The organism is Shewanella sp. FJAT-51649 (assembly GCF_019457435.1).
Classification (GTDB): Bacteria; Pseudomonadota; Gammaproteobacteria; order Enterobacterales; family Shewanellaceae; genus Shewanella; species Shewanella mangrovisoli.
In genome coordinates this window covers 4,786,797-4,811,069 of sequence record NZ_CP080411.1, presented here as the reverse complement: position 1 = coordinate 4,811,069, position 24,273 = coordinate 4,786,797, and the positions used below count along the sequence as shown (strand labels likewise).

General features: G+C 47.6%; 16 protein-coding genes and 3 rRNA genes. 9 read left to right on the top strand and 10 right to left on the bottom strand.

What is annotated here, in order from left to right; genetic code table 11:
* The first annotated feature begins 169 nt into the window (after positions 1 to 169).
* Both K0H59_RS21045 and glmS read left to right on the top strand, forming a co-directional pair.
* Positions 170 to 940: a DeoR/GlpR family DNA-binding transcription regulator gene (locus K0H59_RS21045; RefSeq protein ID WP_011627710.1), complete on the top strand. Its 771-nt coding sequence runs from the start codon at positions 170 to 172 to the stop codon at positions 938 to 940.
* A 75-nt stretch (positions 941 to 1,015) separates the two neighbouring features.
* A complete protein-coding gene (gene glmS / locus K0H59_RS21040) occupies positions 1,016 to 2,845 on the top strand; it encodes a glutamine--fructose-6-phosphate transaminase (isomerizing) (protein ID WP_220054287.1) in 1,830 nt (609 codons plus the stop codon).
* 79 nt (positions 2,846 to 2,924) lie between these two features.
* On the opposite strand, the gene K0H59_RS21035 is transcribed toward glmS, so the two are convergent.
* The 3 genes from K0H59_RS21035 to K0H59_RS21025 form a co-directional block, all read right to left on the bottom strand.
* Positions 2,925 to 3,128 carry a DUF2061 domain-containing protein gene (locus K0H59_RS21035; protein ID WP_169548704.1) on the bottom strand — a complete coding sequence of 68 codons (204 nt, stop codon included), beginning with the start codon at positions 3,126 to 3,128 and terminating at the stop codon, positions 2,925 to 2,927.
* A 167-nt stretch (positions 3,129 to 3,295) separates the two neighbouring features.
* A complete protein-coding gene (locus tag K0H59_RS21030) occupies positions 3,296 to 4,198 on the bottom strand; it encodes a 1,4-dihydroxy-2-naphthoyl-CoA synthase (protein WP_011627707.1) in 903 nt (300 codons plus the stop codon).
* 116 nt (positions 4,199 to 4,314) lie between these two features.
* Entirely contained in the window at positions 4,315 to 4,665 is a 351-nt protein-coding gene (locus K0H59_RS21025) for a hypothetical protein (protein WP_088212839.1), read from the bottom strand.
* A gap of 91 nt (positions 4,666 to 4,756) precedes the next feature.
* Here K0H59_RS21025 and ccoG point away from each other — a divergent pair, with 91 nt between their 5' ends.
* The 5 genes from ccoG (at position 4,757) to K0H59_RS21000 (ending at position 14,384) form a co-directional block, all read left to right on the top strand.
* Positions 4,757 to 6,184, top strand: coding sequence for a cytochrome c oxidase accessory protein CcoG (ccoG, locus tag K0H59_RS21020; protein WP_220054286.1), 1,428 nt, complete (start codon positions 4,757 to 4,759; stop codon positions 6,182 to 6,184).
* A 519-nt stretch (positions 6,185 to 6,703) separates the two neighbouring features.
* A 16S ribosomal RNA gene (locus K0H59_RS21015) occupies positions 6,704 to 8,246 on the top strand.
* 309 nt (positions 8,247 to 8,555) lie between these two features.
* Positions 8,556 to 11,448, top strand: a 23S ribosomal RNA gene (locus K0H59_RS21010).
* 130 nt (positions 11,449 to 11,578) lie between these two features.
* Positions 11,579 to 11,694: ribosomal RNA gene (gene rrf / locus K0H59_RS21005) — 5S ribosomal RNA — on the top strand.
* Together the 16S, 23S and 5S rRNA genes form the textbook arrangement of a ribosomal RNA operon.
* Positions 11,695 to 11,933: 239 nt before the next feature.
* On the top strand, positions 11,934 to 14,384 hold the full coding sequence (locus tag K0H59_RS21000; protein WP_220054285.1) for an EAL domain-containing protein: 2,451 nt from the start codon (positions 11,934 to 11,936) through the stop codon (positions 14,382 to 14,384).
* Here the strand turns inward: K0H59_RS21000 and K0H59_RS20995 are convergent.
* Together K0H59_RS20995 and K0H59_RS20990 are read right to left on the bottom strand one after the other, a co-directional pair.
* A complete protein-coding gene (locus tag K0H59_RS20995) occupies positions 14,341 to 15,354 on the bottom strand; it encodes an alpha/beta fold hydrolase (protein WP_011624635.1) in 1,014 nt (337 codons plus the stop codon). The two genes, K0H59_RS21000 and K0H59_RS20995, sit on opposite strands and share 44 nt — an antisense overlap.
* Positions 15,355 to 15,455: 101 nt before the next feature.
* A complete protein-coding gene (locus K0H59_RS20990; protein WP_220054284.1) occupies positions 15,456 to 17,261 on the bottom strand; it encodes a DUF885 family protein in 1,806 nt (601 codons plus the stop codon).
* A gap of 211 nt (positions 17,262 to 17,472) precedes the next feature.
* Here K0H59_RS20990 and add point away from each other — a divergent pair, with 211 nt between their 5' ends.
* On the top strand, positions 17,473 to 18,468 hold the full coding sequence (add, locus tag K0H59_RS20985; protein WP_011718822.1) for an adenosine deaminase: 996 nt from the start codon (positions 17,473 to 17,475) through the stop codon (positions 18,466 to 18,468).
* 71 nt (positions 18,469 to 18,539) lie between these two features.
* Here the strand turns inward: add and hemN are convergent, their stop codons facing one another.
* The 5 genes from hemN to K0H59_RS20960 form a co-directional block, all read right to left on the bottom strand.
* Positions 18,540 to 19,916 (bottom strand): oxygen-independent coproporphyrinogen III oxidase, encoded by a 1,377-nt coding sequence (hemN, locus tag K0H59_RS20980; RefSeq protein ID WP_084796735.1) that lies wholly within the window; start codon positions 19,914 to 19,916, stop codon positions 18,540 to 18,542.
* Between the two features lie 258 nt (positions 19,917 to 20,174).
* A complete protein-coding gene (locus K0H59_RS20975; RefSeq protein ID WP_208660695.1) occupies positions 20,175 to 20,642 on the bottom strand; it encodes a DUF2489 domain-containing protein in 468 nt (155 codons plus the stop codon).
* Between the two features lie 68 nt (positions 20,643 to 20,710).
* On the bottom strand, positions 20,711 to 21,265 hold the full coding sequence (gene yihI, locus K0H59_RS20970) for a Der GTPase-activating protein YihI (RefSeq protein ID WP_220054283.1): 555 nt from the start codon (positions 21,263 to 21,265) through the stop codon (positions 20,711 to 20,713).
* Between the two features lie 82 nt (positions 21,266 to 21,347).
* Positions 21,348 to 21,986: a class I SAM-dependent methyltransferase gene (locus K0H59_RS20965; RefSeq protein ID WP_220054282.1), complete on the bottom strand. Its 639-nt coding sequence runs from the start codon at positions 21,984 to 21,986 to the stop codon at positions 21,348 to 21,350.
* A gap of 823 nt (positions 21,987 to 22,809) precedes the next feature.
* On the bottom strand, positions 22,810 to 23,433 hold the full coding sequence (locus K0H59_RS20960; RefSeq protein WP_088212757.1) for a cytochrome c: 624 nt from the start codon (positions 23,431 to 23,433) through the stop codon (positions 22,810 to 22,812).
* A gap of 169 nt (positions 23,434 to 23,602) precedes the next feature.
* Here K0H59_RS20960 and yihA point away from each other — a divergent pair, with 169 nt between their 5' ends.
* Positions 23,603 to 24,262, top strand: coding sequence for a ribosome biogenesis GTP-binding protein YihA/YsxC (gene yihA, locus K0H59_RS20955; protein WP_088212758.1), 660 nt, complete (start codon positions 23,603 to 23,605; stop codon positions 24,260 to 24,262).
* The last annotated feature ends 11 nt before the right edge of the window (positions 24,263 to 24,273 follow it).

Genomic DNA, 24,273 nt, shown 5'->3' with positions numbered 1-24,273 from the left:
AAGCAGTTCATCGATAGGTGAACTGCTTTTTTATTGCTTTTCATTGGGTTAATTTTAAAAACTCAACAACTACATCATTTTCACGCTAAAAACACCTTTCGAATACTAGCAAAAATGTTTCGTTTCTCTATAATATAACTTTCGAATCGAAAGTTAACTGAAAGGTTTTATGAATAAACGAAACACACAGCAACGACGTCACAGTATTATCAGCATTCTGAATGAACAGGGTGAAGTGAGTGTCGATGAGTTGTCATTACGTTTCGAAACCTCAGAAGTGACTATTCGTAAAGACTTGGCTGAGCTTGAAAAAACCGGACTGTTGTTACGTCGCTACGGTGGTGCTGTAGCCATTCCCGATGAAGTGACGCAACAGTTTTCTGCCAAGATTGCCCCTAACAAGTTATCCATCGCTAAAGCCGCTGCGCAGCTGATTAAAGATCACAATCGCATCATCATCGACAGTGGCACCACTACTTCAGGCTTGATTGCTGAACTTAACCACAAGCGAGGGCTGGTGGTCATGACCAATGCCTTGCATTTGGCTAATGCGATTCACGAACTGGAAAATGAGCCGACCCTATTGATGACCGGCGGAACCTGGGATCCCCATTCTGAGTCGTTCCAGGGGCAAGTGGCTGAGCAAGTATTGCGCTCCTATAACTTCGACCAACTCTTTATCGGTGCCGACGGTATCGATTTAGCGCGCGGCACTACCACCTTTAATGAGCTGACAGGTTTAAGCAAGGTGATGGCTGAGGTTTCCCGCGAAGTGATCGTTATGGTGGATTCGGACAAAATAGGTAAGCGGATCCCTAACTTAGAACTACCTTGGTCGCAAATCAGTGTGCTAGTCACCGATGCTCGCATCGAAGAGAGCGCCCTTAACCAAATTACCGAGCAAGGCGTGAAAGTTATCTTAGCACCCTACTCGCCTTAGGCATTTGCCCGTGATAAGCCTGAGCAAATGACTCAAACAACTTCATTTTTATTTTTCATTTTATAGGTAAAAACTATGTGCGGAATCGTTGGCGCCGTGGCGCAAAGGGATGTGGCCGAAATTCTGGTCGAAGGTTTACGTCGTTTAGAATATCGTGGATATGATTCCGCAGGTGTTGCCGTTATCCACAATGGTGAACTTAATCGCACTCGCCGTGTGGGTAAAGTACAGGAGCTTTCTGCCGCACTCGAAACCGACCCGTTAGTGGGCGGCACTGGGATTGCTCATACTCGTTGGGCTACCCATGGTGAGCCAAGCGAGCGCAATGCTCACCCACATTTATCTGAAGGCGATATTGCCGTGGTGCACAATGGCATTATCGAAAACCATCATAAACTGCGCGAAATGCTTAAAGAGCTGGGCTATCACTTTAGCTCGGATACCGACACCGAAGTGATTTGCCACTTAGTTCACCATGAATTGAAATCTAACGACACTTTACTGGCAGCGGTGCAAGCCACGGTGAAACAACTCGAAGGCGCTTATGGCACTGTGGTGATTGACCGCCGCGATAGCGAGCGCATGGTTGTGGCACGTTCAGGCAGTCCACTGGTGATTGGTTTTGGTTTAGGTGAAAACTTTGTCGCGTCTGATCAACTGGCGCTATTGCCTGTGACCCGTTCTTTCGCGTTTTTAGAAGAAGGTGACGTGGCTGAAGTGACTCGTCGCACTGTGAGTATTTTCGATGTGCATGGCAATAAAGTTGAGCGCGAAGTTAAAGAATCTGAAATCACCCACGATGCCGGTGACAAAGGTGAATATCGCCACTATATGCTCAAAGAAATTTATGAGCAGCCATTGGCGCTGACACGCACTATCGAAGGCCGCATCGCTAACAAGCAAGTACTCGACACGGCTTTTGGCGATAATGCTGCTGAGTTCTTAAAAGATATCAAACACGTACAAATCATTGCCTGTGGTACTAGTTACCATGCGGGTATGGCGGCGCGTTATTGGTTAGAGGATTGGGCCGGCGTTTCTTGTAATGTCGAAATCGCCTCCGAATTTCGCTACCGCAAGTCGCATTTGTTCCCTAACAGCCTGTTGGTGACCATTTCTCAATCTGGCGAGACTGCCGATACGCTGGCGGCGATGCGCCTAGCTAAAGAAATGGGTTATAAGGCGACGCTAACTATTTGTAACGCTCCAGGCTCTTCCTTAGTTCGTGAGTCTGACATGGCGTACATGATGAAAGCAGGCGCTGAAATTGGCGTTGCTTCAACTAAAGCCTTTACTGTGCAGCTAGCGGGTTTGTTAATGCTGACCGCGGTGATCGGTCGCCATAATGGTATGTCGGAGCAAATGCAGGCGGAGATCACCCAAAGCCTACAGTCTATGCCTGCCAAAGTGGAACAAGCTCTAGGTTTAGATGATGCGATTGCTGAATTGGCGGAAGACTTTGCCGACAAACACCATGCCTTATTCCTTGGCCGTGGCGATCAGTACCCGATTGCGATGGAAGGTGCGCTCAAACTAAAAGAGATCTCCTACATCCATGCTGAGGCATATGCCTCTGGCGAACTGAAACATGGTCCACTGGCGTTGATTGATGCCGACATGCCCGTCATCGTGGTGGCGCCAAACAACGAGCTGTTAGAAAAGCTGAAATCTAACGTTGAAGAAGTGCGTGCCCGTGGCGGCTTAATGTATGTCTTCGCCGATGTGGATGCAGAGTTTGAATCTGACGAAACCATGAAGGTTATCCCGGTTCCACACTGCGATATTTATATGGCGCCGCTGATTTACACTATCCCACTACAGTTGCTGTCGTATCACGTTGCCTTAATTAAGGGCACCGATGTGGATCAACCGCGAAACCTCGCTAAATCGGTGACGGTGGAATAAATCGGAAGCAATAAAAAACCGCCTAAATGGCGGTTTTTTATTGGGGCTTTATTAGAGTATATGCTGGTGGCTGAGTGTATTAAGCCGTTATTGCATTAAGCGCGTTTTGCTTTTTTGCCTCGAAACGTTTCCATACTTTATCGTGGAAATAAAACACGACAGTGTTTATCGCGGGCTCAACTAAGGCGACGGCACCACCGACCAAAACACTACCAGTTAATAAATAGGTAACGGTGAAGGCAACGCTGAAATGTAATACGGCAAAAGTTAATGTCTTGGTCATGATCCTATCCTCTAATGTTAGCCCCAATTGGGAATGATTAGATGATAACAATTCTCATTAAAATTTAAACCCGTATTTTGAGATTAGTTTAAACGGTTTTTTCTATCTATAAGCGCTAAAAAATATAAAGCCCTCAAATGAGGGCTTTATATGGCAATCAGCTTCGACTAGTAATGCCAAGGAAACGCTGAAAAGTCCTGGTCACGTTTCTCGAGGAAAGCATCGCGCCCTTCTTGAGCTTCTGCACTGGCATAGGCTAAGCGCGTCGCTTCACCCGCAAACAGTTGCTGACCGACCATGCCGTCGTCAGTCATGTTAAAGCCGTACTTCAACATACGCATCGCCGTCGGCGATTTGGAATTAATCTCTTTGGCCCATCTTAATGCTTCAACTTCGAGTTCGGCATGGGGAACCGATTTATTCACCATTCCCATGGCAAAGGCTTCATCTGCACTGTAGTTAAAGCCACAGAAGAAAATTTCTCGCGCACGCTTTTGGCCAATCATCTTGGCAAGATAAGCACTGCCATAGCCTGAGTCGAAACTCGCGACATCGGGATCGGTTTGTTTGAAGACGGCGTGTTCCTTTGAGGCTAAGGTCAAGTCGCAGACAACGTGCAAACTATGGCCGCCACCAACCGCCCAACCTGGCACGACTGCGATCACCACTTTAGGCATAAAGCGGATCAATCGTTGGACTTCGAGGATATGTAACCGCCCCATTCTGGCTAAATCAGCTTTGCCTTCTTCGGCGCCTTCATATTTATAACCATCTTTACCGCGAATACGTTGATCGCCACCGGAGGAAAACGAATATTGTCCTTTGGCCGATGGGCCATTGCCCGTGAGTAACACACAACCTACATCGGACCATTGGCGAGCGTGATCGAGGGCGATATACAACTCGTCGACCGTCTTTGGGCGGAAGGCGTTGAGGCAATCTGGACGGTTGATGGCGATACGCACTGTGCCGTGGGCTTTGGCTCTATGGTAAGTAATATCGTCGAAGTTAAATCCGCTGACTTCATCCCACAGTGCGGGATCAAAAATATCTGATACTGGTTTAGTCATGATACAAGGCCTATGTAATTGAAGCTCAAAGGCTAGGCGGAATCATGTCTTTGGTCAATCGCTTAAGCGCCATGCTTAGTGATGGGTTGCAAAATTCCGTTTGCCTGTAAGTTGGATTAGAGGTTATCGCAGATATAAAACAGGTTATCTCGGCTAAAGATTGGGTGCTCGGGCGCCTTAGTGCCGCAGTAGCTGTCTTTAAAATCGGCAATACCGTCTTCAGTGAGTGGGATTTTATTAAACTCTTCGACTTCAGGAGCCGATAGTCGCTCCAAAATGGCTGTTCGAGCCTTAGTGCGTTTCTGATCGATCTTAATAATTTGGGTGCCCGTCATTGAGCCCATTTTGTTTTCTATCTTCTGAACCATTTCCTCTGTTTTAGCTATAGGTGCATCTAATTTGTCTGTTTCGGTGTATAAGTAATATAATGCACCACACAGGAGCGCTAATATGATCCAACCTTTCATCTTTTAGTCCAACATAAGTGAATAACCATTAATAATATGGGTATAATAAGCCAGTTTTCGTCCAATATTAAAGCAGTAAAAGGCTGTCACGATGAACGCAGAATCTAATAACAAGGACTATTCGAAAACCAATCGAATTAAGATTCACCAGCCAGATGCAGATAAGGCTGATCGCTTTAACCCCCGCAACCGGATTTATGTCCGGGCCATCGATGGATTATGGAGTAGTGTACGCCGCCGTATGGGCTGGGTCGCAATGCTCTTCTTCCTAATCTTACCTTGGATCCCTTGGGGAGACCGTCAAGCCGTTTGGTTCAATCTGGCTGAGCAGAAGTTCCATGTCTTTGGTTTAACGATTTGGCCACAGGATCTGACCTTACTTGCCGCTCTCTTTATGATAGCCGCCTTTGCGTTATTTTTCGTGACAACCTACCTCGGCCGAGTCTGGTGTGGTTACACCTGTCCGCAAACCGTATGGACCTTTATGTTCATCTGGTTCGAAGAAAAACTCGAAGGTGCCCGTAATAAACGCATTAAGTTAGATCAAATGCCGTGGGGTTTTGACAAAATCTGGCGCAAAACGGCAAAACATACCGCATGGATTGTGCTTTCGCTCATCACGGCCATGACCTTTGTGTCTTATTTTGTGCCTAGCCGTGAAGTCTATGTCGATGTATTTACCCTTAATGCATCGGGTGCTATCTACTTCTGGGTTATCTTTTTTACCTTAGCGACCTACGGTAATGCGGGTTGGATGCGTGAAATCATGTGTATCCATATGTGCCCGTACGCGCGTTTCCAATCGGCGATGTTTGATAAAAACACCTATATCGTTGGTTACGATGCAAAACGCGGCGAGACCCGCGGCCCGCGTTCACGCAAAGCCGACCCCAAAGAAATGGGCTTAGGCGACTGTATCGACTGCGACCTCTGTGTCCAAGTTTGTCCGACGGGTATCGATATTCGTAACGGCTTGCAATACGAATGTATTAACTGCGGCGCCTGCATTGACGCTTGTGACCAAACCATGGAACGCATGGGGTACCCTCTAGGGCTGATTAGCTATACCACCGAAAATAAACTCGAAGGTATTAAAGAGAAGGTATTACGTCCTAAGCTGGTGGGCTATGGTGTGGTGTTGGCCGCCATGATCCTGATCTTTATCTATGCGAGCGCGACGATTGCCCCCGTGCGCATGGATATCATCCGTGACCGTAACCAACTCTATAGAGAAAACAATCAAGGGCTGATTGAAAACACCTTCACCCTGAAAATTCTCAACAAGACAGAACGAGCCCATGAATACACTATGAGTGTTGAAGGTCTCAATAACTATAAATGGTATGGACCAACCTCAGTGACTATTGCAGGGGGTGAAGTGCTAACTCTACCTATCAGTGTCGGGGTCGATCCGGTCGAACTTTCGCGCTCAGTGACTAACATCGAGATAAAAGTGAAAACCCATATCGATGGTGAAGAAATCGAAGTCGAGCAAGAATCGCGATTCTTCAGTCCATAGTTACTGTTTCGTTAACCAAATGAGTTTAAAAAGGGGCTGTTTAGCCCCTTTTTTATTCATGTTGCTGGATATCTAGGCGTCTAGATGATTAATCGTAATTTTCTGACAAAAAGCCCTTGCACAAAAGTTTTCGCTGCCTATAATGCGCATCCACTGACACGGCAGACAGCGAAAGCGAATGCGGTATCAGTGTGAATCGAATGCAAAATGTGCACTTGGTTCGAAAGCCTCAAGAAGTTTGCAAAAACGCCTTGACGCGACACGGGAAATGCGTAGAATACGCAGCCCTGACCCGCTGAGCGGTAACGCGAAAGCTGAGGTCAAATGTTCTTTAACAATCTAAACAAGAAATCTGTGTGGACACTCACAGGTGTTGAGTTAATCGAAATTACTCTGCCGTTTGGCGAGTAATCAAAATTTACATCAATGAATGAGTGTTCATAGCAATATGTACAAAGACTTATTAAGTTAAGTCGATTCAGAATTCATTGAGCCGAACCTTCGGGTTCACAAAACTTTTAATTGAAGAGTTTGATCATGGCTCAGATTGAACGCTGGCGGCAGGCCTAACACATGCAAGTCGAGCGGCAGCACAAGGGAGTTTACTCCTGAGGTGGCGAGCGGCGGACGGGTGAGTAATGCCTAGGGATCTGCCCAGTCGTGGGGGATAACAGTTGGAAACGACTGCTAATACCGCATACGTCCTACGGGGGAAAGGAGGGGACCTTTGGGCCTTCCGCGATTGGATGAACCTAGGTGGGATTAGCTAGTTGGTGAGGTAATGGCTCACCAAGGCGACGATCCCTAGCTGTTCTGAGAGGATGATCAGCCACACTGGGACTGAGACACGGCCCAGACTCCTACGGGAGGCAGCAGTGGGGAATATTGCACAATGGGGGAAACCCTGATGCAGCCATGCCGCGTGTGTGAAGAAGGCCTTCGGGTTGTAAAGCACTTTCAGTAGGGAGGAAAGGTTGTAAGTTAATACCTTGCAGCTGTGACGTTACCTACAGAAGAAGGACCGGCTAACTCCGTGCCAGCAGCCGCGGTAATACGGAGGGTCCAAGCGTTAATCGGAATTACTGGGCGTAAAGCGTGCGCAGGCGGTTTGTTAAGCGAGATGTGAAAGCCCCGGGCTCAACCTGGGAATTGCATTTCGAACTGGCAAACTAGAGTCTTGTAGAGGGGGGTAGAATTCCAGGTGTAGCGGTGAAATGCGTAGAGATCTGGAGGAATACCGGTGGCGAAGGCGGCCCCCTGGACAAAGACTGACGCTCAGGCACGAAAGCGTGGGGAGCAAACAGGATTAGATACCCTGGTAGTCCACGCCGTAAACGATGTCTACTCGGAGTTTGGTGTCTTGAACACTGGGCTCTCAAGCTAACGCATTAAGTAGACCGCCTGGGGAGTACGGCCGCAAGGTTAAAACTCAAATGAATTGACGGGGGCCCGCACAAGCGGTGGAGCATGTGGTTTAATTCGATGCAACGCGAAGAACCTTACCTACTCTTGACATCCAGAGAATTCGCTAGAGATAGCTTAGTGCCTTCGGGAACTCTGAGACAGGTGCTGCATGGCTGTCGTCAGCTCGTGTTGTGAAATGTTGGGTTAAGTCCCGCAACGAGCGCAACCCCTATCCTTATTTGCCAGCGCGTAATGGCGGGAACTCTAGGGAGACTGCCGGTGATAAACCGGAGGAAGGTGGGGACGACGTCAAGTCATCATGGCCCTTACGAGTAGGGCTACACACGTGCTACAATGGCGAGTACAGAGGGTTGCAAAGCCGCGAGGTGGAGCTAATCTCACAAAGCTCGTCGTAGTCCGGATTGGAGTCTGCAACTCGACTCCATGAAGTCGGAATCGCTAGTAATCGTGGATCAGAATGCCACGGTGAATACGTTCCCGGGCCTTGTACACACCGCCCGTCACACCATGGGAGTGGGCTGCAAAAGAAGTGGGTAGCTTAACCTTCGGGAGGGCGCTCACCACTTTGTGGTTCATGACTGGGGTGAAGTCGTAACAAGGTAGCCCTAGGGGAACCTGGGGCTGGATCACCTCCTTACCTATACGACTAACTCGATGTTTGTTGAGTGTTCACACAGATGGCTTGTTGAACTTCTCGAAAGAGGAGGGAGAGCGAAATGCACCGCTTGCCGGTAAGCATTGTTCTTTAACAATTTGGAAAGCTGATAGTAATTAATGCAATGATGTCTGTCGTTGTGTTAATACGAAAAAATTGAGTTCTTAAAACACTTTTTAAGTGTCTTGAATATTCAAGTCTAAGGCGAGTCCATTTCCTTGGTCGGAAATGAGACAAGTAAAACCAGCTGGTCGCAACGACCTAGGTGAGTGAAACTCATTTGGGTTGTATGGTTAAGCGACTAAGCGTATACGGTGGATGCCTTGGCAGTCAGAGGCGATGAAGGACGTAGTAACTTGCGAAAAGCGTTGGCGAGCTAGTAACAAGCATTTGAGCTAACGATGTCCGAATGGGGGAACCCAGCAGCATAAGCTGTTATCGTAACGTGAATACATAGCGTTGCGAGGCAAACGAGGGGAACTGAAACATCTAAGTACCCTTAGGAAAAGAAATCAACCGAGATTCCCCTAGTAGCGGCGAGCGAACGGGGATTAGCCCTTAAGTCAGAGGGGTGTTAGTGGAATGGTCTGGAAAGTCCAGCGGCACAGGGTGATAGCCCCGTACACGAAAACTAACCTTTGATGAAAACGAGTAAGGCGGGACACGTGATATCCTGTTTGAATATGGGGGGACCATCCTCCAAGGCTAAATACTCCTGACTGACCGATAGTGAACCAGTACCGTGAGGGAAAGGCGAAAAGAACCCCTGTGAGGGGAGTGAAATAGAACCTGAAACCGTATACGTACAAGCAGTGGGAGCGGTTCTTGAGACCGTGACTGCGTACCTTTTGTATAATGGGTCAGCGACTTACGTTTTGTAGCGAGGTTAAGCGAATAGCGGAGCCGTAGGGAAACCGAGTGTTAACTGCGCGTTTAGTTGCAAGGCGTAGACCCGAAACCCGGTGATCTAGCCATGGGCAGGTTGAAGGTTGAGTAACATCAACTGGAGGACCGAACCGACTAATGTTGAAAAATTAGCGGATGACTTGTGGCTGGGGGTGAAAGGCCAATCAAACCGGGAGATATCTGGTTCTCCTCGAAAGCTATTTAGGTAGCGCCTCGGACGAACACCTTTGGGGGTAGAGCACTGTTAAGGCTAGGGGGTCATCCCGACTTACCAACCCTTTGCAAACTCCGAATACCAAAGAGTGCTATCCGGGAGACAGACGGCGGGTGCTAACGTCCGTCGTCAAAAGGGAAACAACCCAGACCGTCAGCTAAGGTCCCAAAGTGTATGTTAAGTGGGAAACGATGTGGGAAGGCTTAGACAGCTAGGATGTTGGCTTAGAAGCAGCCATCATTTAAAGAAAGCGTAATAGCTCACTAGTCGAGTCGGCCTGCGCGGAAGATGTAACGGGGCTAAACATACCACCGAAGCTACGGGTGCAATCCTTTAGGGTTGCGCGGTAGAGGAGCGTTCTGTAAGCCGTTGAAGGTGAAGGGGTAACCCACGCTGGAGGTATCAGAAGTGCGAATGCTGACATGAGTAACGATAAAGGGGGTGAAAAACCCCCTCGCCGAAAGACCAAGGGTTCCTGTCCAACGTTAATCGGGGCAGGGTGAGTCGACCCCTAAGGCGAGGCCGAAAGGCGTAGTCGATGGGAAACAGATTAATATTTCTGTACTTCCGCTAACTGCGATGGAGAGACGGAGAAGGCTAGGCTAGCGCGGCGTTGGTAGTCCGCGTTTAAGGTGGTAGGTGGGTGACTTAGGCAAATCCGGGTCACTATACACTGAGAGCTGATGACGAGTCCCCAAGGGGATGAAGTAGTTGATGCCATGCTTCCAGGAAAATCTTCTAAGCTTCAGGTTAGCGGGAATCGTACCCCAAACCGACACAGGTGGTCGGGTAGAGAATACCAAGGCGCTTGAGAGAACTCGGCTGAAGGAACTAGGCAAAATGGTACCGTAACTTCGGGAGAAGGTACGCTGCTGTTGGTGATGGGACTTGCTCCCTAAGCTGACGGCAGTCGCAGATACCAGGTGGCTGCAACTGTTTATCAAAAACACAGCACTGTGCAAAATCGCAAGATGACGTATACGGTGTGACGCCTGCCCGGTGCCGGAAGGTTAATTGATTGGGTTATCGCAAGAGAAGCTCATGATCGAAGCCCCGGTAAACGGCGGCCGTAACTATAACGGTCCTAAGGTAGCGAAATTCCTTGTCGGGTAAGTTCCGACCTGCACGAATGGCGTAATGATGGCCACGCTGTCTCCAGCCGAGACTCAGTGAAGTTGAAATTGCGGTGAAGATGCCGTATACCCGCGGCTAGACGGAAAGACCCCGTGAACCTTTACTATAGCTTGGCACTGAACATTGACCCTACATGTGTAGGATAGGTGGGAGACTTTGAAGTTGGAACGCTAGTTCTGATGGAGTCGTCCTTGAAATACCACCCTTGTAGTGTTGATGTTCTAACTTGGGCCCCTAATCGGGGTTAAGGACAGTGCCTGGTGGGTAGTTTGACTGGGGCGGTCTCCTCCCAAAGAGTAACGGAGGAGCACGAAGGTTGGCTAAGTACGGTCGGACATCGTACGGTTAGTGCAATGGCATAAGCCAGCTTAACTGCGAGACAGACACGTCGAGCAGGTACGAAAGTAGGTCATAGTGATCCGGTGGTTCTGAATGGAAGGGCCATCGCTCAACGGATAAAAGGTACTCCGGGGATAACAGGCTGATACCGCCCAAGAGTTCATATCGACGGCGGTGTTTGGCACCTCGATGTCGGCTCATCACATCCTGGGGCTGAAGTCGGTCCCAAGGGTATGGCTGTTCGCCATTTAAAGTGGTACGCGAGCTGGGTTCAGAACGTCGTGAGACAGTTCGGTCCCTATCTGCCGTGGGCGTTGGATGATTGAGGGGAGTTGCTCCTAGTACGAGAGGACCGGAGTGAACGAACCGCTGGTGTTCGGGTTGTCATGCCAATGGCATTGCCCGGTAGCTATGTTCGGAATCGATAACCGCTGAAAGCATCTAAGCGGGAAGCGAGCCCCAAGATGAGTCATCCCTTGGACTATAAGTCCACTAAAGAGCCGTTCGAGACTAGGACGTTGATAGGTCAGGTGTGTAAGCGTTGTGAGGCGTTGAGCTAACTGATACTAATGACTCGAGAGGCTTAACCATACAACCCAGATGGGTTTTGCTAAGAGTACTTAGCTTGAATACAAACACTTAAGAAGTGCAACTCAAACCAGCTTTCCGAATTTAATTTACTGCCTGCATGAGATAAGACTGGTAGTAAATAACAAATTTGCTTGGTGACAATAGCATTGTGGTCCCACCTGATCCCATCCCGAACTCAGAAGTGAAACGCAATCGCGCCGATGGTAGTGTGGGGTCTCCCCATGTGAGAGTAGGTCATCGCCAAGCGCCTAATTTTCTCGTGAAGAGAGCAGAAAGCCAGCTGAATAAGCTGGCTTTTTTGTTTTCTATTTTATTAACTTATTTTCTATTCTTCACTTTATCGCTTCGCTCGCTAGCGGTTCTTTCAATCGATTAGCGTATTTAGTCTAAAATAACTCCACTTATGTTAAGTCTTTTTGCTTAGTAACGGGTTTCCCGTTAGCATACTGGGCGTCCATCTTTTTATTAAAGACATTTGGCTACCCATGCTTCGCAAACTCTCGCTCGCAGTATTGATACCTGTCTGCATGTTGGCACTTTATTTAGTGTTGGTTACGGCTGAGTATTTCTATGAGAGCGAGCTGGTACGTAATGAACTGGCCGATCGCCAGGTGAACCAGATAAAGCAGCAACTTTTACGTATGCAAACGATAGTGCAGTCGGCGCAAGCGTTACAAGATGTTGAACGTATCGAGCAGGAAGTCTCTCTGGCAACTTTAGATATGAATGTCATGGTTTATATCTTGCTGGATGCGAATAGCCGGATTCGATTTGCAAATCATACTGTTTGGCGTGATAGCAATGCCATTGAAGTGATTGATGGTTACGATGTGGTTCGGCATCATGCCGTGGTGCAATCTGGACAGGCGAGTGTTTCAATTAATCCAGACCGATTATCGATTCAAGCCTATTATCCCGTTGATGCTCAATATCCTGGAGCGACCGAGCTTATCTATCTTGAGTCTGATCTCGCGCCGTTAGTGGCTAAAGCTTCAACCGAATTACAACAACGATTTATGCGCGTATGGGGGCTCGGGGCGCTGCTGTTAATCGGTTTTACCTTCGTTCTATATTACCTCTTGATTCGTCCTTTCAAGATGTTAAGCGAATCGGCGAAGCATGTAGGCACTCCCGAGTTTTCGACTCAAGTGTCTTGGAGTGCCTCCGAGGTCTTGTCTCTACAAACGACACTGCAGCAGGTTCATGAACATCTAGGGCGTGCAGTTAAGCAGCTTAACGATAGTGAGCAACGTTGGTTGTTTGCGGTTGAAGGTTCACGCAATGGGATCTGGGATTGGAATATTCGTTCTGGCGAAGTGTTTTTGTCCGATCGTTGGAAGGAAATGATTGGCTATCAACCCGACGAGCTAGAGGAAGTGTTCCAGACCTGGGAAACGCGTTTGCATCCCGATGATAAGCAAGCCGTGTTGGACTGCCTGCAAGAGTATGTCAGCGGCAAGACTAAAGAATTTGAGAGTGTCCATCGCTTGCAACATAGAGATGGGCATTATGTTTGGGTATTTGACCGTGGCATGTTAGTCGACTGGGACCACCTTGGTCGACCGACTCGGATGATCGGTATTCATGTCGATGTCTCTGAGAGTGAGCGAAACCATGCTGCGATTGCCGAATTAGTGAAGCAATCTGTGGCAGGGCCTAAGATGCTCCCTGAAACCTTTATGGCGCAGTTATCCCAATACCTTAATCAGCGAACTAGTGCGGGACATTGGGGGGCTTTGTTATTACTCAATGTCGAAACCCTTGGGGCGAATGACACTCTTACATCCCATGAGCTTGAGCGATTGTTGTCGCAATTAAGTGCAAGGCTATCGAGTTATTTTGCTGAAAATATTGTCGTTGCTCATCTCGAATTGGGCCGGTTCGCCTTGTTAGCTAAGGAGTTGGCGGCCGATGCGAATATGGCCGGACGTCGAGCCTTGGCGTTGGCTACTGAGCTTAAACAAATCGCCACTCGTCCCTTCCATTATGGTGAACATGATTTTCGTTTAAATGCGAATATTGGGATTTGCTTATTAGATTCTGTGGATACGCTTGTGCCAGAACTCGCCGTGCGACGTGCAGAGCTCGCGATGCAGCATGCTCAGTCGAGTGAACACGCAGGTTGCGCTTTCTATCACCCAGATTTAGAACGCTCGCAGGATCCTGAGTCGTCTTTGTTGAACAGATTAGAGCGTGCAATTGCCGAAAATCAGCTGTCGTTAATGTTCCAGCCAGTGGTGGATATGCAAGGCAAGATAGTGTCGGCTGAGGTTTTATCCCGCTGGCATTTAGCGGATGGTGAAATTGTCCCGGTCGCTAAATTTATTGATTTAGCCGAGCGCCATGGTTTGATAGCATCGCTCGATTTAAATGTGGCTACGCGCGTTTGCCTGTTGGTTAAGCAATTGAAACAACAGGGTATTAACCTGCCACGTTTAACTCTGAATATTAGTACCTTATCTTTCTGCCAAGCCGATTTTGTCGAGCAATTAGTTGCGTTAACCCGTCGCTACGAGCTGGATGACAATCAGCTGGGTATTGAGTTAACCGAGAGTGCATTACTAACATCAGCCTCCTTTGTTCAACCGAGGATCAGTCTGCTCGCAGAAGCTGGGGTGGCAATAACCCTAGATAACTTTGGTGCGGGACAGGGCGCCTTGAGTTGCTTGCGTCACTATCTCTTGAGTGAGGTGAAGCTCGATTTACATTGTGCTGCTAACTTAACGACTGATACGAGCTGGAGCCAAGCGCTGATTCAGTCGGTACACCCCTTTAACTTGCCTATTGTGGCCAAAGGTGTCGAATCACCACAGCAACAGCAGCTATTTAGCCGCTTAGGCTGTACTCACTTCCAAGGCTACAATATTGCCCGCGCCTTAAGTGTTAATGACTTTAAACAGCTTGTTTGTCCACGTCCCTTGTTGCGTAGCGTTTAAAAAAGTCGAGTGCGTAATTCAGCGCTTGATTACGGTAGCTATCTTTCTCCATAAAAATCTCATGGGCAGCCCCTGCAATCACTTTTAATTGGCAATTTGAGCTTACCGCCAGATTTTGTGCGGCATTGTCGACAATCTTATCCTCACTGGCTTGCAGGATCAGAATGGGCGTACGGATATGTGCCGTGGCCAAGACACAGGCATCGGCCGCATCTAAGGATTCAGTCAACCAGCGGTTAGTCGGTGAGCCTAATTGCAGCTTTGGCGCCGCATCGTACAACTCTCTATAGGCTTGATAACGGCTCTGGCAGTGGGTGAGATCATTGCCCTTAAAAGGAGCGGCCTTATAGTTTTGCCCGCTGAGCACGTAGTTAGGTTCTCCACCATTGAGGCTGGCATCGAGCTTACTCGCAAGCCAACGGACAAACCCTTTTGGCATAGGTAACTTAATGCCATACATGGGGGCTGAGAATGCCGCCGCCGTAAACACATCTGGATGTTGTTTTAGATACAAGGTACCGATGGCGCCGCCCATAGAATGCCCGAGCAAGAATAATGGCGAAGTGGCATGTTTGAGTACAACGGTTTGCATAAACAGGGCAAAGTCGTCGATATAGTCGTTGAACCGCCGCACGTGGCCTTGATGGGGATTGGCCGTCATGCGGCTCGATAATCCCTGGCCGCGGTGATCGATAGCAAATACCGAATAGCCTTGCTGATACAGGTCAAATACCAATTCTTGATACTTTAAGTAGGATTCAACCCGGCCGCTGCTGATAACTATGCTGGCATGGGCCTTCGGGTGCTTGACCATCATATAGGCCAAAGTTAATCCATCGGGCGTTTTGAGTGTGTCTTGGACAACGGTCTGCCAGAAGGCTTGCTGTTCAGAAGTATTTAAATCGTGTTCCGTTGAAAAGGCTACCTTGGAAAACTCTTCCCTTGGAAAGTTTAGGGGCGTTTGGCTCATACTCTGTCGCACATCTCGGGCAAAAAGGTTTGCTAGAGTGTATCAGAGAACTGGGGCGGGCAGGAAAGGGAGCAGGAAAATACCCGCTCCCTTGGATGAGCTTAAATCGAGGCTTTTTGCGCTTCGATAAAGTCGTTTATTTGCTGCTCCAGCACCGACATTGGCACAGAACCATTTTCTAATGCCGCGTCGTGGAAGGCGCGAATATCAAATTTATCGCCTAAGGCTTGCTCGGCTTTCGCGCGCAGGCGTTTAATGGTGAGCTCACCAATCTTGTAGGAGAGTGCTTGCCCTGGCCAGGTAATGTAACGGTCAATCTCAGTCGTCACATTGTGGAGCGATAACGCCGTGTTGCTCGCCATAAACTCGATGGCTTGTTCTTGACTCCAGCCTTGGGCGTGCATCCCCGTATCGACAACGAGGCGTGCGGCGCGCCACATCTCATAGGTTAGGCGCCCAAAATTACTGTAAGGATCTTGATAGAATCCCGCTTCTAATCCTAAGTATTCGCTATACAATCCCCAACCTTCACCAAAGGCCGAAATATAGCTGTAGCGACGAAAATCAGGCAACGAGCTCAGTTCGGAGTTTAGTGAAATCTGCAGATGATGCCCGGGCACGGCTTCGTGCAGCGTGAGTGCTTCGAGTTCATAGAGCGGACGCTTATCTAAGGCGTAGGTATTGACCCAGTAGTAACCCGGCTCGTCGTCACGATTAGAGCCTGAATAACGGCCTGAGGTGTATTTGGGGGCGATTTCGGCCGGCACTGCTGCAATACCATAGGGTTTGCGTGGCAATTTACCAAAATATTTGGGCAACATGGCATCGGCTTTTTTGGCAATAAATGCCGCTTCTTTCAGGAGCTGATCCGCACTAGTAGTATAAAACTGGGGATCGGTTCTCAAGAAATGTAAAAAGTCGGCAAAGCTGCCTTTAAAGCCAACAGACTTAATGACTTGCTCCATTTCCTGGCGGATACGTTTTACTTCCTTTAAACCCAGCTCGTGCACTTCGGCCGAGGTCATATTTAAGGTCGTGTAGTAGCGAACGCGGTTCTCATAGAAGGCATCACCATCGGGTAAGCTGTTGGCGGCAATATTTTCCCGAGTGTTGGGCATATACTCCTGAGTCATAAAATCATAGAAAGCCTGATAGGTCGGGAGCACATTCTGTTCGACTGATGCTCGGCCTTCTTGGGTGAGCTGTGCTTTTTGTGCCTCGGTAAAGTGGCTAGGGTACTGAGTAAAAGGCTTGAAATAACTGCTCTTCTCTACCGGTAAGATGTAGGCACTAATGCTGTTTTCAAATCCCTTGAGCGTGGCTTTAGGCGGTGTAATCCCTTCCTTTAAGCCTTGTTTTAACCAATGGGTTTGCTGGGCAAAATAGGTCGGTAGCGCCTTGAGCTTACCTAGGTAGTTTTGGTAATCCTCTAGGGTATTGAACCGCCCTTGTGCAATCGAAGATATATAGGCGTGGAAGCCACTCTCTGCAGTGATTGGCAGGTAGTAATCCTTGTATTTATACAGGTCGACCTCATTTTGGATCTGATCTTCGAGGATTTGGGCGTTGATTTTATCCTCTTTACTCAGCTTGTTGCGATCCAGTGCTTTCAATTGGGCCAGAATGGCAATTTGTCCCTGATTGAGCTTGGCTAAGGCTTCTGGGGACAGATCTTGCAGTTTACCCGCAGCACTCTTGTCCCCCATTCCATAGGCCATTTCAGGGCTGGCACTGAGTTGGAGTTGCCAACTTTGATCCACAATCGCTTGCAGTGCGGGTGCCATAGTCTTGGCCGTGGACTGCGCAACGGCTACCGTTGTTTGTTTGGTGGATTCGATTGGGGGCTGAACCGCACTACAGGCACTCAGGGTGCAAATCAGTAAGCTTGGGGTAAAGAGTTTATGCATGATTTATCTCGGATATTTTCGTTGTTATTGAAGTCATTATGCCTGAGGTTTACCCCAGATTGTTGTATGCATATTAAGCAGAATTGTGACTGAATGTGAATTTAAATCCCGCCCTTGGCTAAGTGCCACCAAAGAATGCGTGTTAAACTTAGGGTCCGCCCTAGACCAAATAACAAAAGCATTGGCTGGGTAGTTCACATAGGGGTTAATTATGATCAATACATCCATTCCATTGGTGGATTTGCATCGTCACTTAGATGGTAACGTGCGAGTGAACACCATTTGGGAACTCGGACACCAACACGGCATTGCTTTGCCTGCCGATTCTTTAGAGACTCTCGCGCCATTTGTACAAATTCAGGGGAAAGAAACCAGCTTAGTCGCCTTCTTGAAGAAGCTTGACTGGATGGTGGCGGTTCTCGCTGATTTAGATGCGGTAAAACGTGTCGCCTATGAAAACGTGGCGGATGCGGCGTTATCTGGCCTCGATTATGCGGAGCTGCGTTTTAGCCCATATTACATGGCGATGAACCATAAGCTACCGATTGAAGGTGTGGTTGAAGCGGTTATCGATGGGGTGAAAGCGGGCCTGAAAGATTACCAAGTTAAAATCAATCTTATCGGGATTATGTCGCGCTCATTCGGCCAAGCTGCTTGTACTCAGGAGCTCGAAGGCTTACTCGCCCATAAACAACATTTAGTCGCGATGGATTTAGCCGGCGATGAGCTTGGCTTCCCTGGCGAATTGTTTAACGAGCACTTTAAGCGAGTGCGAGACGCGGGCTTAGCCATTACCGCCCATGCGGGGGAAGCGGCGGGTTCACAAAGTATGTGGCAAGCGATTCAGGAGCTGGGGGCGACACGTATTGGCCATGGCGTGAATGCGATTCACGATCCTAAGCTGATGGAATATCTCGCTAAACACCGTATCGGTATCGAATCTTGCCCAACCAGCAACCTGCACACATCGACTGTGTCTTCCTATGCTGAACATCCCTTCAGAACCTTTATGGATGCCGGTGTGTTGATAAGCCTGAACACCGATGATCCAGGTGTGAGTGCGATTGATATCAAGCATGAATACCGCATTGCCAAGTCTGAACTGGGACTAAGCGATGCAGAGCTGGCTCAGGTGCAACGCAATGGGGTGGAAATGGCGTTTTTATCCGAGAGTGAGCGCAAGGCGCTGTATGCGGCTAAAGCTTAAGTAAGTAGCTTTATTTCCCAATAAAAAAATCCGACATTTGAGTCGGATTTTTTATTGGAGATGCGTCAGTGTTAGATCACACGGGAGAACTGTTGTTGACGTGCTTTTTGACGGTAGTAAAGGTCGAAGCACATACAGATATTGCGGATCAACAGACGGCCTGTGGGGCTGATGGTGATCTTTCTGTCGGTGACGTCGACTAACTTATCGTCGATAAAGGTTTGCAGCAGTTTTAAGTCTTCGGCGAAGTATTCCTCAAACTTAATACCCAGTTTTTCGTCCATTTTTGCCATATCTAAATCGAAGTGGCAGATCAGTTGTTTGATCACTACACGGCGGATTTCGTCGTCACGGTTCAGACTACAACCTTTCCACAGTGCATGTCCGTCTTTGTCGATGGCTTCGTAGTAAGGACGAATATCCTTTTGGTTTTGCGCATAACAATCGCCGATTTGGCTGATTGAAGACACGCCCAGACCTAGTAGGTCGCATTCTTCTTGGGTGGTATAACCCTGGAAGTTGCGATGCAGTTTGCCTTCGCGTTGTAACTTAGCCAGCTCATCGTCAGGCTTAGCGAAGTGGTCCATGCCAATGTACTGATAACCTGCGCCAGTTAAGGTCTCGATTGTTTGATGCAACATCTCGAGTTTTTGTTTCGGCGAAGGTAAGTGTTCATCTTTAATCTTACGCTGCGCGGCAAAACGTGCGGGTAAGTGGGCATAGTTGAACACAGATAGACGATCGGGCGACAGGTCTAACACGCGCTGCATGGTGGCGGCGAATGTTTCGGGTGTCTGATGTGGCAGACCGTAAATTAAGTCGATATTAGTTGAGACAAATCCCATGGCCTTGGCTTTGGCCATTAAATCGAAAATAAATTGCTCGTCCTGCTCACGGTTAACCGCGACTTGTACTTCTTTATTGAAGTCCTGCACCCCGATAGAAATGCGGTTAAAGCCCGCTTCTTTTAAGGTATCGAGCATTGAAAGCTCAATCTCACGCGGGTCAACTTCGATAGAGAACTCACCTTCTGCGGCAAAGTTAAAGTTAGCCTTGATTAAGTCGGTTAACTTCAGAATTTGCTCAGGATTTAAGAAGGTTGGCGTGCCGCCGCCCCAATGCATTTGGGTGACAGTGTAGTGCTTAAACAGCGGAGCACGCTTGATAATTTCGTGGCTCAAATACTCGATATATTGATCGGCCTTGTGGGCGTGGCGAGTGATAACTTTATTACAGCCACAGTAGTAGCAAAGTTTGGCGCAGAAGGGGATATGAATATACAGCGACAGTTTGTCACTCTTACTGTTTTCAATCGCCGTTAACAGGTTTTGTTCAGTGAATGAATCATCGAACTCCAGCGCCGTTGGGTATGAAGTGTAACGGGGACCGCTGTAGTTATATTTTTCGATCATCGACTGATCCCAGCTTATTTGAGTGGGCTGCTTCAAGGCGTGTCCTCCGAGGGTAAATTAGCAACAAGCGAAGTATGCAAGGTTCTTAGCCAAATAACCTTGATCTAGGTTGTAAAAATGATGTCTGTCCTTTTAGAAGTTACGCAATATCTATGAAAAAGGAGCCAATGTCTGTTGTTTTTTGGAGGTTTTGTGCACAGGCTCACGTGAAGCCGTACTCTGTGTGGGAAAAGAAATGCGGGAGCGATTGTGCCTCAAAGCCAAGGCTTTGGCCTTGAGGCTAACGTTATCGGCTTAATGTGGGGCTTTTAACTGATAACTGGAGAGCTTTTTGGCATCGGCGGTAATGCCTTCGGCCAGTTCAGCTTCAGATTTCATGCGGACAAAATCGAGCTTCATGCGTTCTTGCTTCGGTAGGGCTTGGCGAGCTTCCATTATCGGGTGGTCTTTAATCAGCTCAAAGTGTTGGAAGAATGCCGGGAACTCAGGCGCAACCCGCTCGCTTAAGGATAAAATTTCAAATAAACGGCCAATTCTCACCACACCTTCAGAGATTTCGCAGCGGTCGTCAATCATGGCGGTGGCGATATAACGAATATCTTCTAGTACTTGGGCGCGCTTCGCGTTAGCCGCCGCTTCACGCTCGGCAGCGAGCGCCTGTTGGCGTTGTTTCTGTTGCTTGAGCTTGAGGAGTAAGAAAGTGGCGTAACTACTGAGGGCAACAATGATGATAAAACCAAGCAGGATAAGAGTGGTTGACACGTAAACTCCTTGTTTAGACTGCATAAAAACAAAGGCTGAGCGCTTTGTTTTTATGCATATTCTAAGATTTAAAACTTATCTTGATAATCTTTTAGCAGGTCGGCACCCGATTCAAAGCGATCGAACAGGTCATCATCTGAATCGACTTTAGATTTTTTCGCTGGCGCTTCATCTTCTAGCTCATCGCTGATACCCAATTTAATCATCAGGGCTTCAATCTTGTTCAGCTGCTGATCTAACCATTGCTGGTCGTCATTGCTTAGGTTACGGCCTTCTTCCAGCATATCGAGCAACTGGTTCAGTCTTGGATCTTCTTCCAGTTTCAGCAGTTTTTGCTCGTCGGTTAGCTTGGGTTGCTTAACCTTTGGTGTGGTAGGCTTTTCTGCTGCAGTTGGTAAGGCCAATGCCACAGGCTTTTTGCTGCCATGGCGAGGATCTTTGCTCTGCGCAGCCTTTTTCTGTGGTGCTTGAGCTTGGATCAGTGCTTCATTATGACGACTGCCAGACTTGTTGCCCTTTTCGGCGCGCTTGCCAGTGACTTCTGCACGGTCCTGCTTTTTCACTCTTGGCTGTAATTTAGGGCTATTCTCGCCGCCCTTGCGTGTTTTCTTGCTACGAGACATGATTTTCTCAATTGTTTACAACGTATGGCCTAGCCGATACGGGGTCGACTCGGTACTAAATTCGGTCGGCTGTTATACCAGATTATGATGTTTTTTGCATCAAAACGAGGTCTTTCGCGGCAAATAATAGTTCAAAATCGCTATTACTCGCTAGGTATTCAAAGGTTTGTCTTTGGTAAAAACTCACGTGAGTGAGATTGTTTTTATAATGCCATTTAGCAAAGCCTTCTAAATCAATTAATAAGGGAGTGCTAATCGCTAACCAGCCGCCCGATTTAAGTAAACGGGTCAGTAGACTCCATTCTCTGCTGGGATGCTGAAAATGCTCAAAAACTCGGTAGCAGCAAATAAAATCATACTCTTGCTTAAGCGTTTCGTGGTCTGGCGCGAAGAAAGGATCATACTGCTTGAAAGTGTGCCCCGCCGATTCAATGGTCGCCAGACTGGTTTGATCTAACACGCGGCCAAAATTTAAGCCCGTAAGGCTACCTTTTTGCTGCAATTGTATTTGTGTCAGTAGCGGTAAAATAAATTGCGACAGTTGGCGCTGTTTGGCGGCAATCCGCGAACTGCCATAACGTTGTTTTTCTGCTGCGGGAGGAAGATGACTATTTGCGTCTGCAAAGGTGAGTCCGCATGTCTGGCAAACATAAAAACACCGTTTCTTGTCCTGAAGGAGCAACAGTGTTTGTGTGCTATGACAAAGGGGACATCTGCGCATTGAGTCAACTAGAAAAGTATTAAGGCCTTGATTGTAACAATTATATTGCGGAAGTGCACTTTCGGAGCTGGATGTATGCTGGTGGATTATCACAAAGAAAAAAGGCGGCAGTTAAACTGCCGCCTTACAAACGGTGCATTTTGCACCCTATTCTGATTCCAAGTATCCTTACTTGCTATGCGACTTTCCCGGTCGGTATCCTTCTTTTTTTTACTGCTTTCCCTGCATCATTTTAGTTATCGGTCTTCCAGACACTTAATTAGTTTCTGTCGCCATCCAGACCACAGTTTCCGTAGATGGTCTCAAGACACATCTTTATTACAGCGTCATCAATGACGTTAAGTTAACCATCCATGTTGCTTGAAGTACCTTCCAGTGATAACAAGCTTCCAGCCAGTGCATCCAAAGCTATTAGCTTCCTTTGCTACAGATTGAATCATTCAAACTGTGTCCTGATGGGGCAAGTTACCCTGAGTGTAAGGCGATTTGCTTATCGCAAATTGGCGTTATCGGCCATCCCTTACAAAAATGTACTGACCGGGATTTCAAGGCGAAATCACTGCTCTTATTATTATTAGAGAGTGGTCTTAGTTATATTATTGTTATTGAGAGTCTTTATTCTTATATCTTGAATGTTAATTATACCGAAATCTGCAAGTTATTATTAATTTATTTGTACAAACAGATGGGTTTATCTCGGTACGGGGCTTATTAAACCCAAATCTGTGATCTATGTCAAGCATGAATCTTTATCAGTTTACGTTAACGTAAACTTTGTGGCGATAAAAAAGGGTGACTATGCACCCTTTTTCATCGCTAAAACCTATTTCAGGCTAGCAATATATTTAGATAATGCTTCGATATCACTGTCGCTTAACTTTTTCGCGACATCTTGCATCATGCCGTTGAGGTCATTGTGGCGACCCGCATCACGGAACTTAGTCAGTTGGATCTTGATGTAGTTAGCGTGTTGACCGGCTAATGCAGGGAAACCTGCTGACTCAGCACCTTTACCATCTGGACCGTGACATGCCATACAAGCTGTGATGCCGCGTGATACATCGCCACCTTTGTAAAGTTTTGAACCTAGCTCAGGAACATCTTTCGCCTCAGCAACTTGGATTGCTTGGCTAGAGAAATAAGCGCTGATATCAAGAATATCTTGATCGCTTAGAGGCATTGCCATACCACTCATGATAGGATCCATACGACCATCTTTACCGCCAGATTGCGCCGCACTACGGAAATCATGTAGTTGCTTTTGGAGGTATGTGGCGTGTTGGCCCGCAAGCTTAGGGTACATATCGATCATACTGTTACCGTCCATGCCGTGACAGGCAGAACAAACGATAACTTTAGTTTTTCCCGCTTCAGCATTACCTTCAGCAATCGCAGGTGAAGATATGGCGGCAACTACAACAGACAGCGCAAGAGCTAACTTTTTCATGGCGTTCCAACTTCTGGTTAAGATTATTATCCTGAGCTTACTAGGGTGACCCGCAAGCGTGGTAAAATATGTTTAATGTGATCGGGGTAATATTTTACACGAAAACGTGGAAAAGTAAGCAATTCTTCATAAATTATGGTATTGCGCAGTAAATATATTGGAGTAAATAGTGACTGAATCTCATATAGATTTTCGCAGGGCGAAGTTTTTAATCAGTGCACCTGACATTGCACATTTGGATCAATATCTGCCCGGCGACGTTGGTGTTGAGATTGCTTTTGCTGGTCGCTCCAATGCCGGAAAATCGAGTGCACTCAATGCATTAACTGAGCAGAAAAACTTAGCGCGTACCAGTAAAACGCCAGGTCGCACTCAGCTGATCAACGTATTTGAACTCGATGCGCGGCGCCGATTAGTCGATTTGCCGGGTTATGGTTTCGCCCAAGTGCCTTTAGCGATGAAATTAAAATGGCAACAATCCCTCGGCGAATATTTGCAGAAGCGTGCGTGCTTAAGTGGCGTTGTGGTATTGATGGATATTCGTCATCCGTTGAAAGATCTGGATATGCAGATGATCGAATGGGCGGTTGCGAGTGAAATTCCAGTACTCGCATTACTGACTAAGTCCGATAAATTGGCGCAAAGTGCGAAGATGAAAACCGTGAACGAAGTGCGTAAAGCGCTGGTTGAATTTGGTGATTGGGTTCAGGTTGAGCCTTTTTCTGCGCTCAAGGGCACGGGCAAACCTAAAGTGCTGAGTATCTTAAATGAATGGTGTCATCCGCAATGGTTGGCCGATGAGTTAGAAAACCAAGACGACGCCGAGTAAGTCTTTTGCTT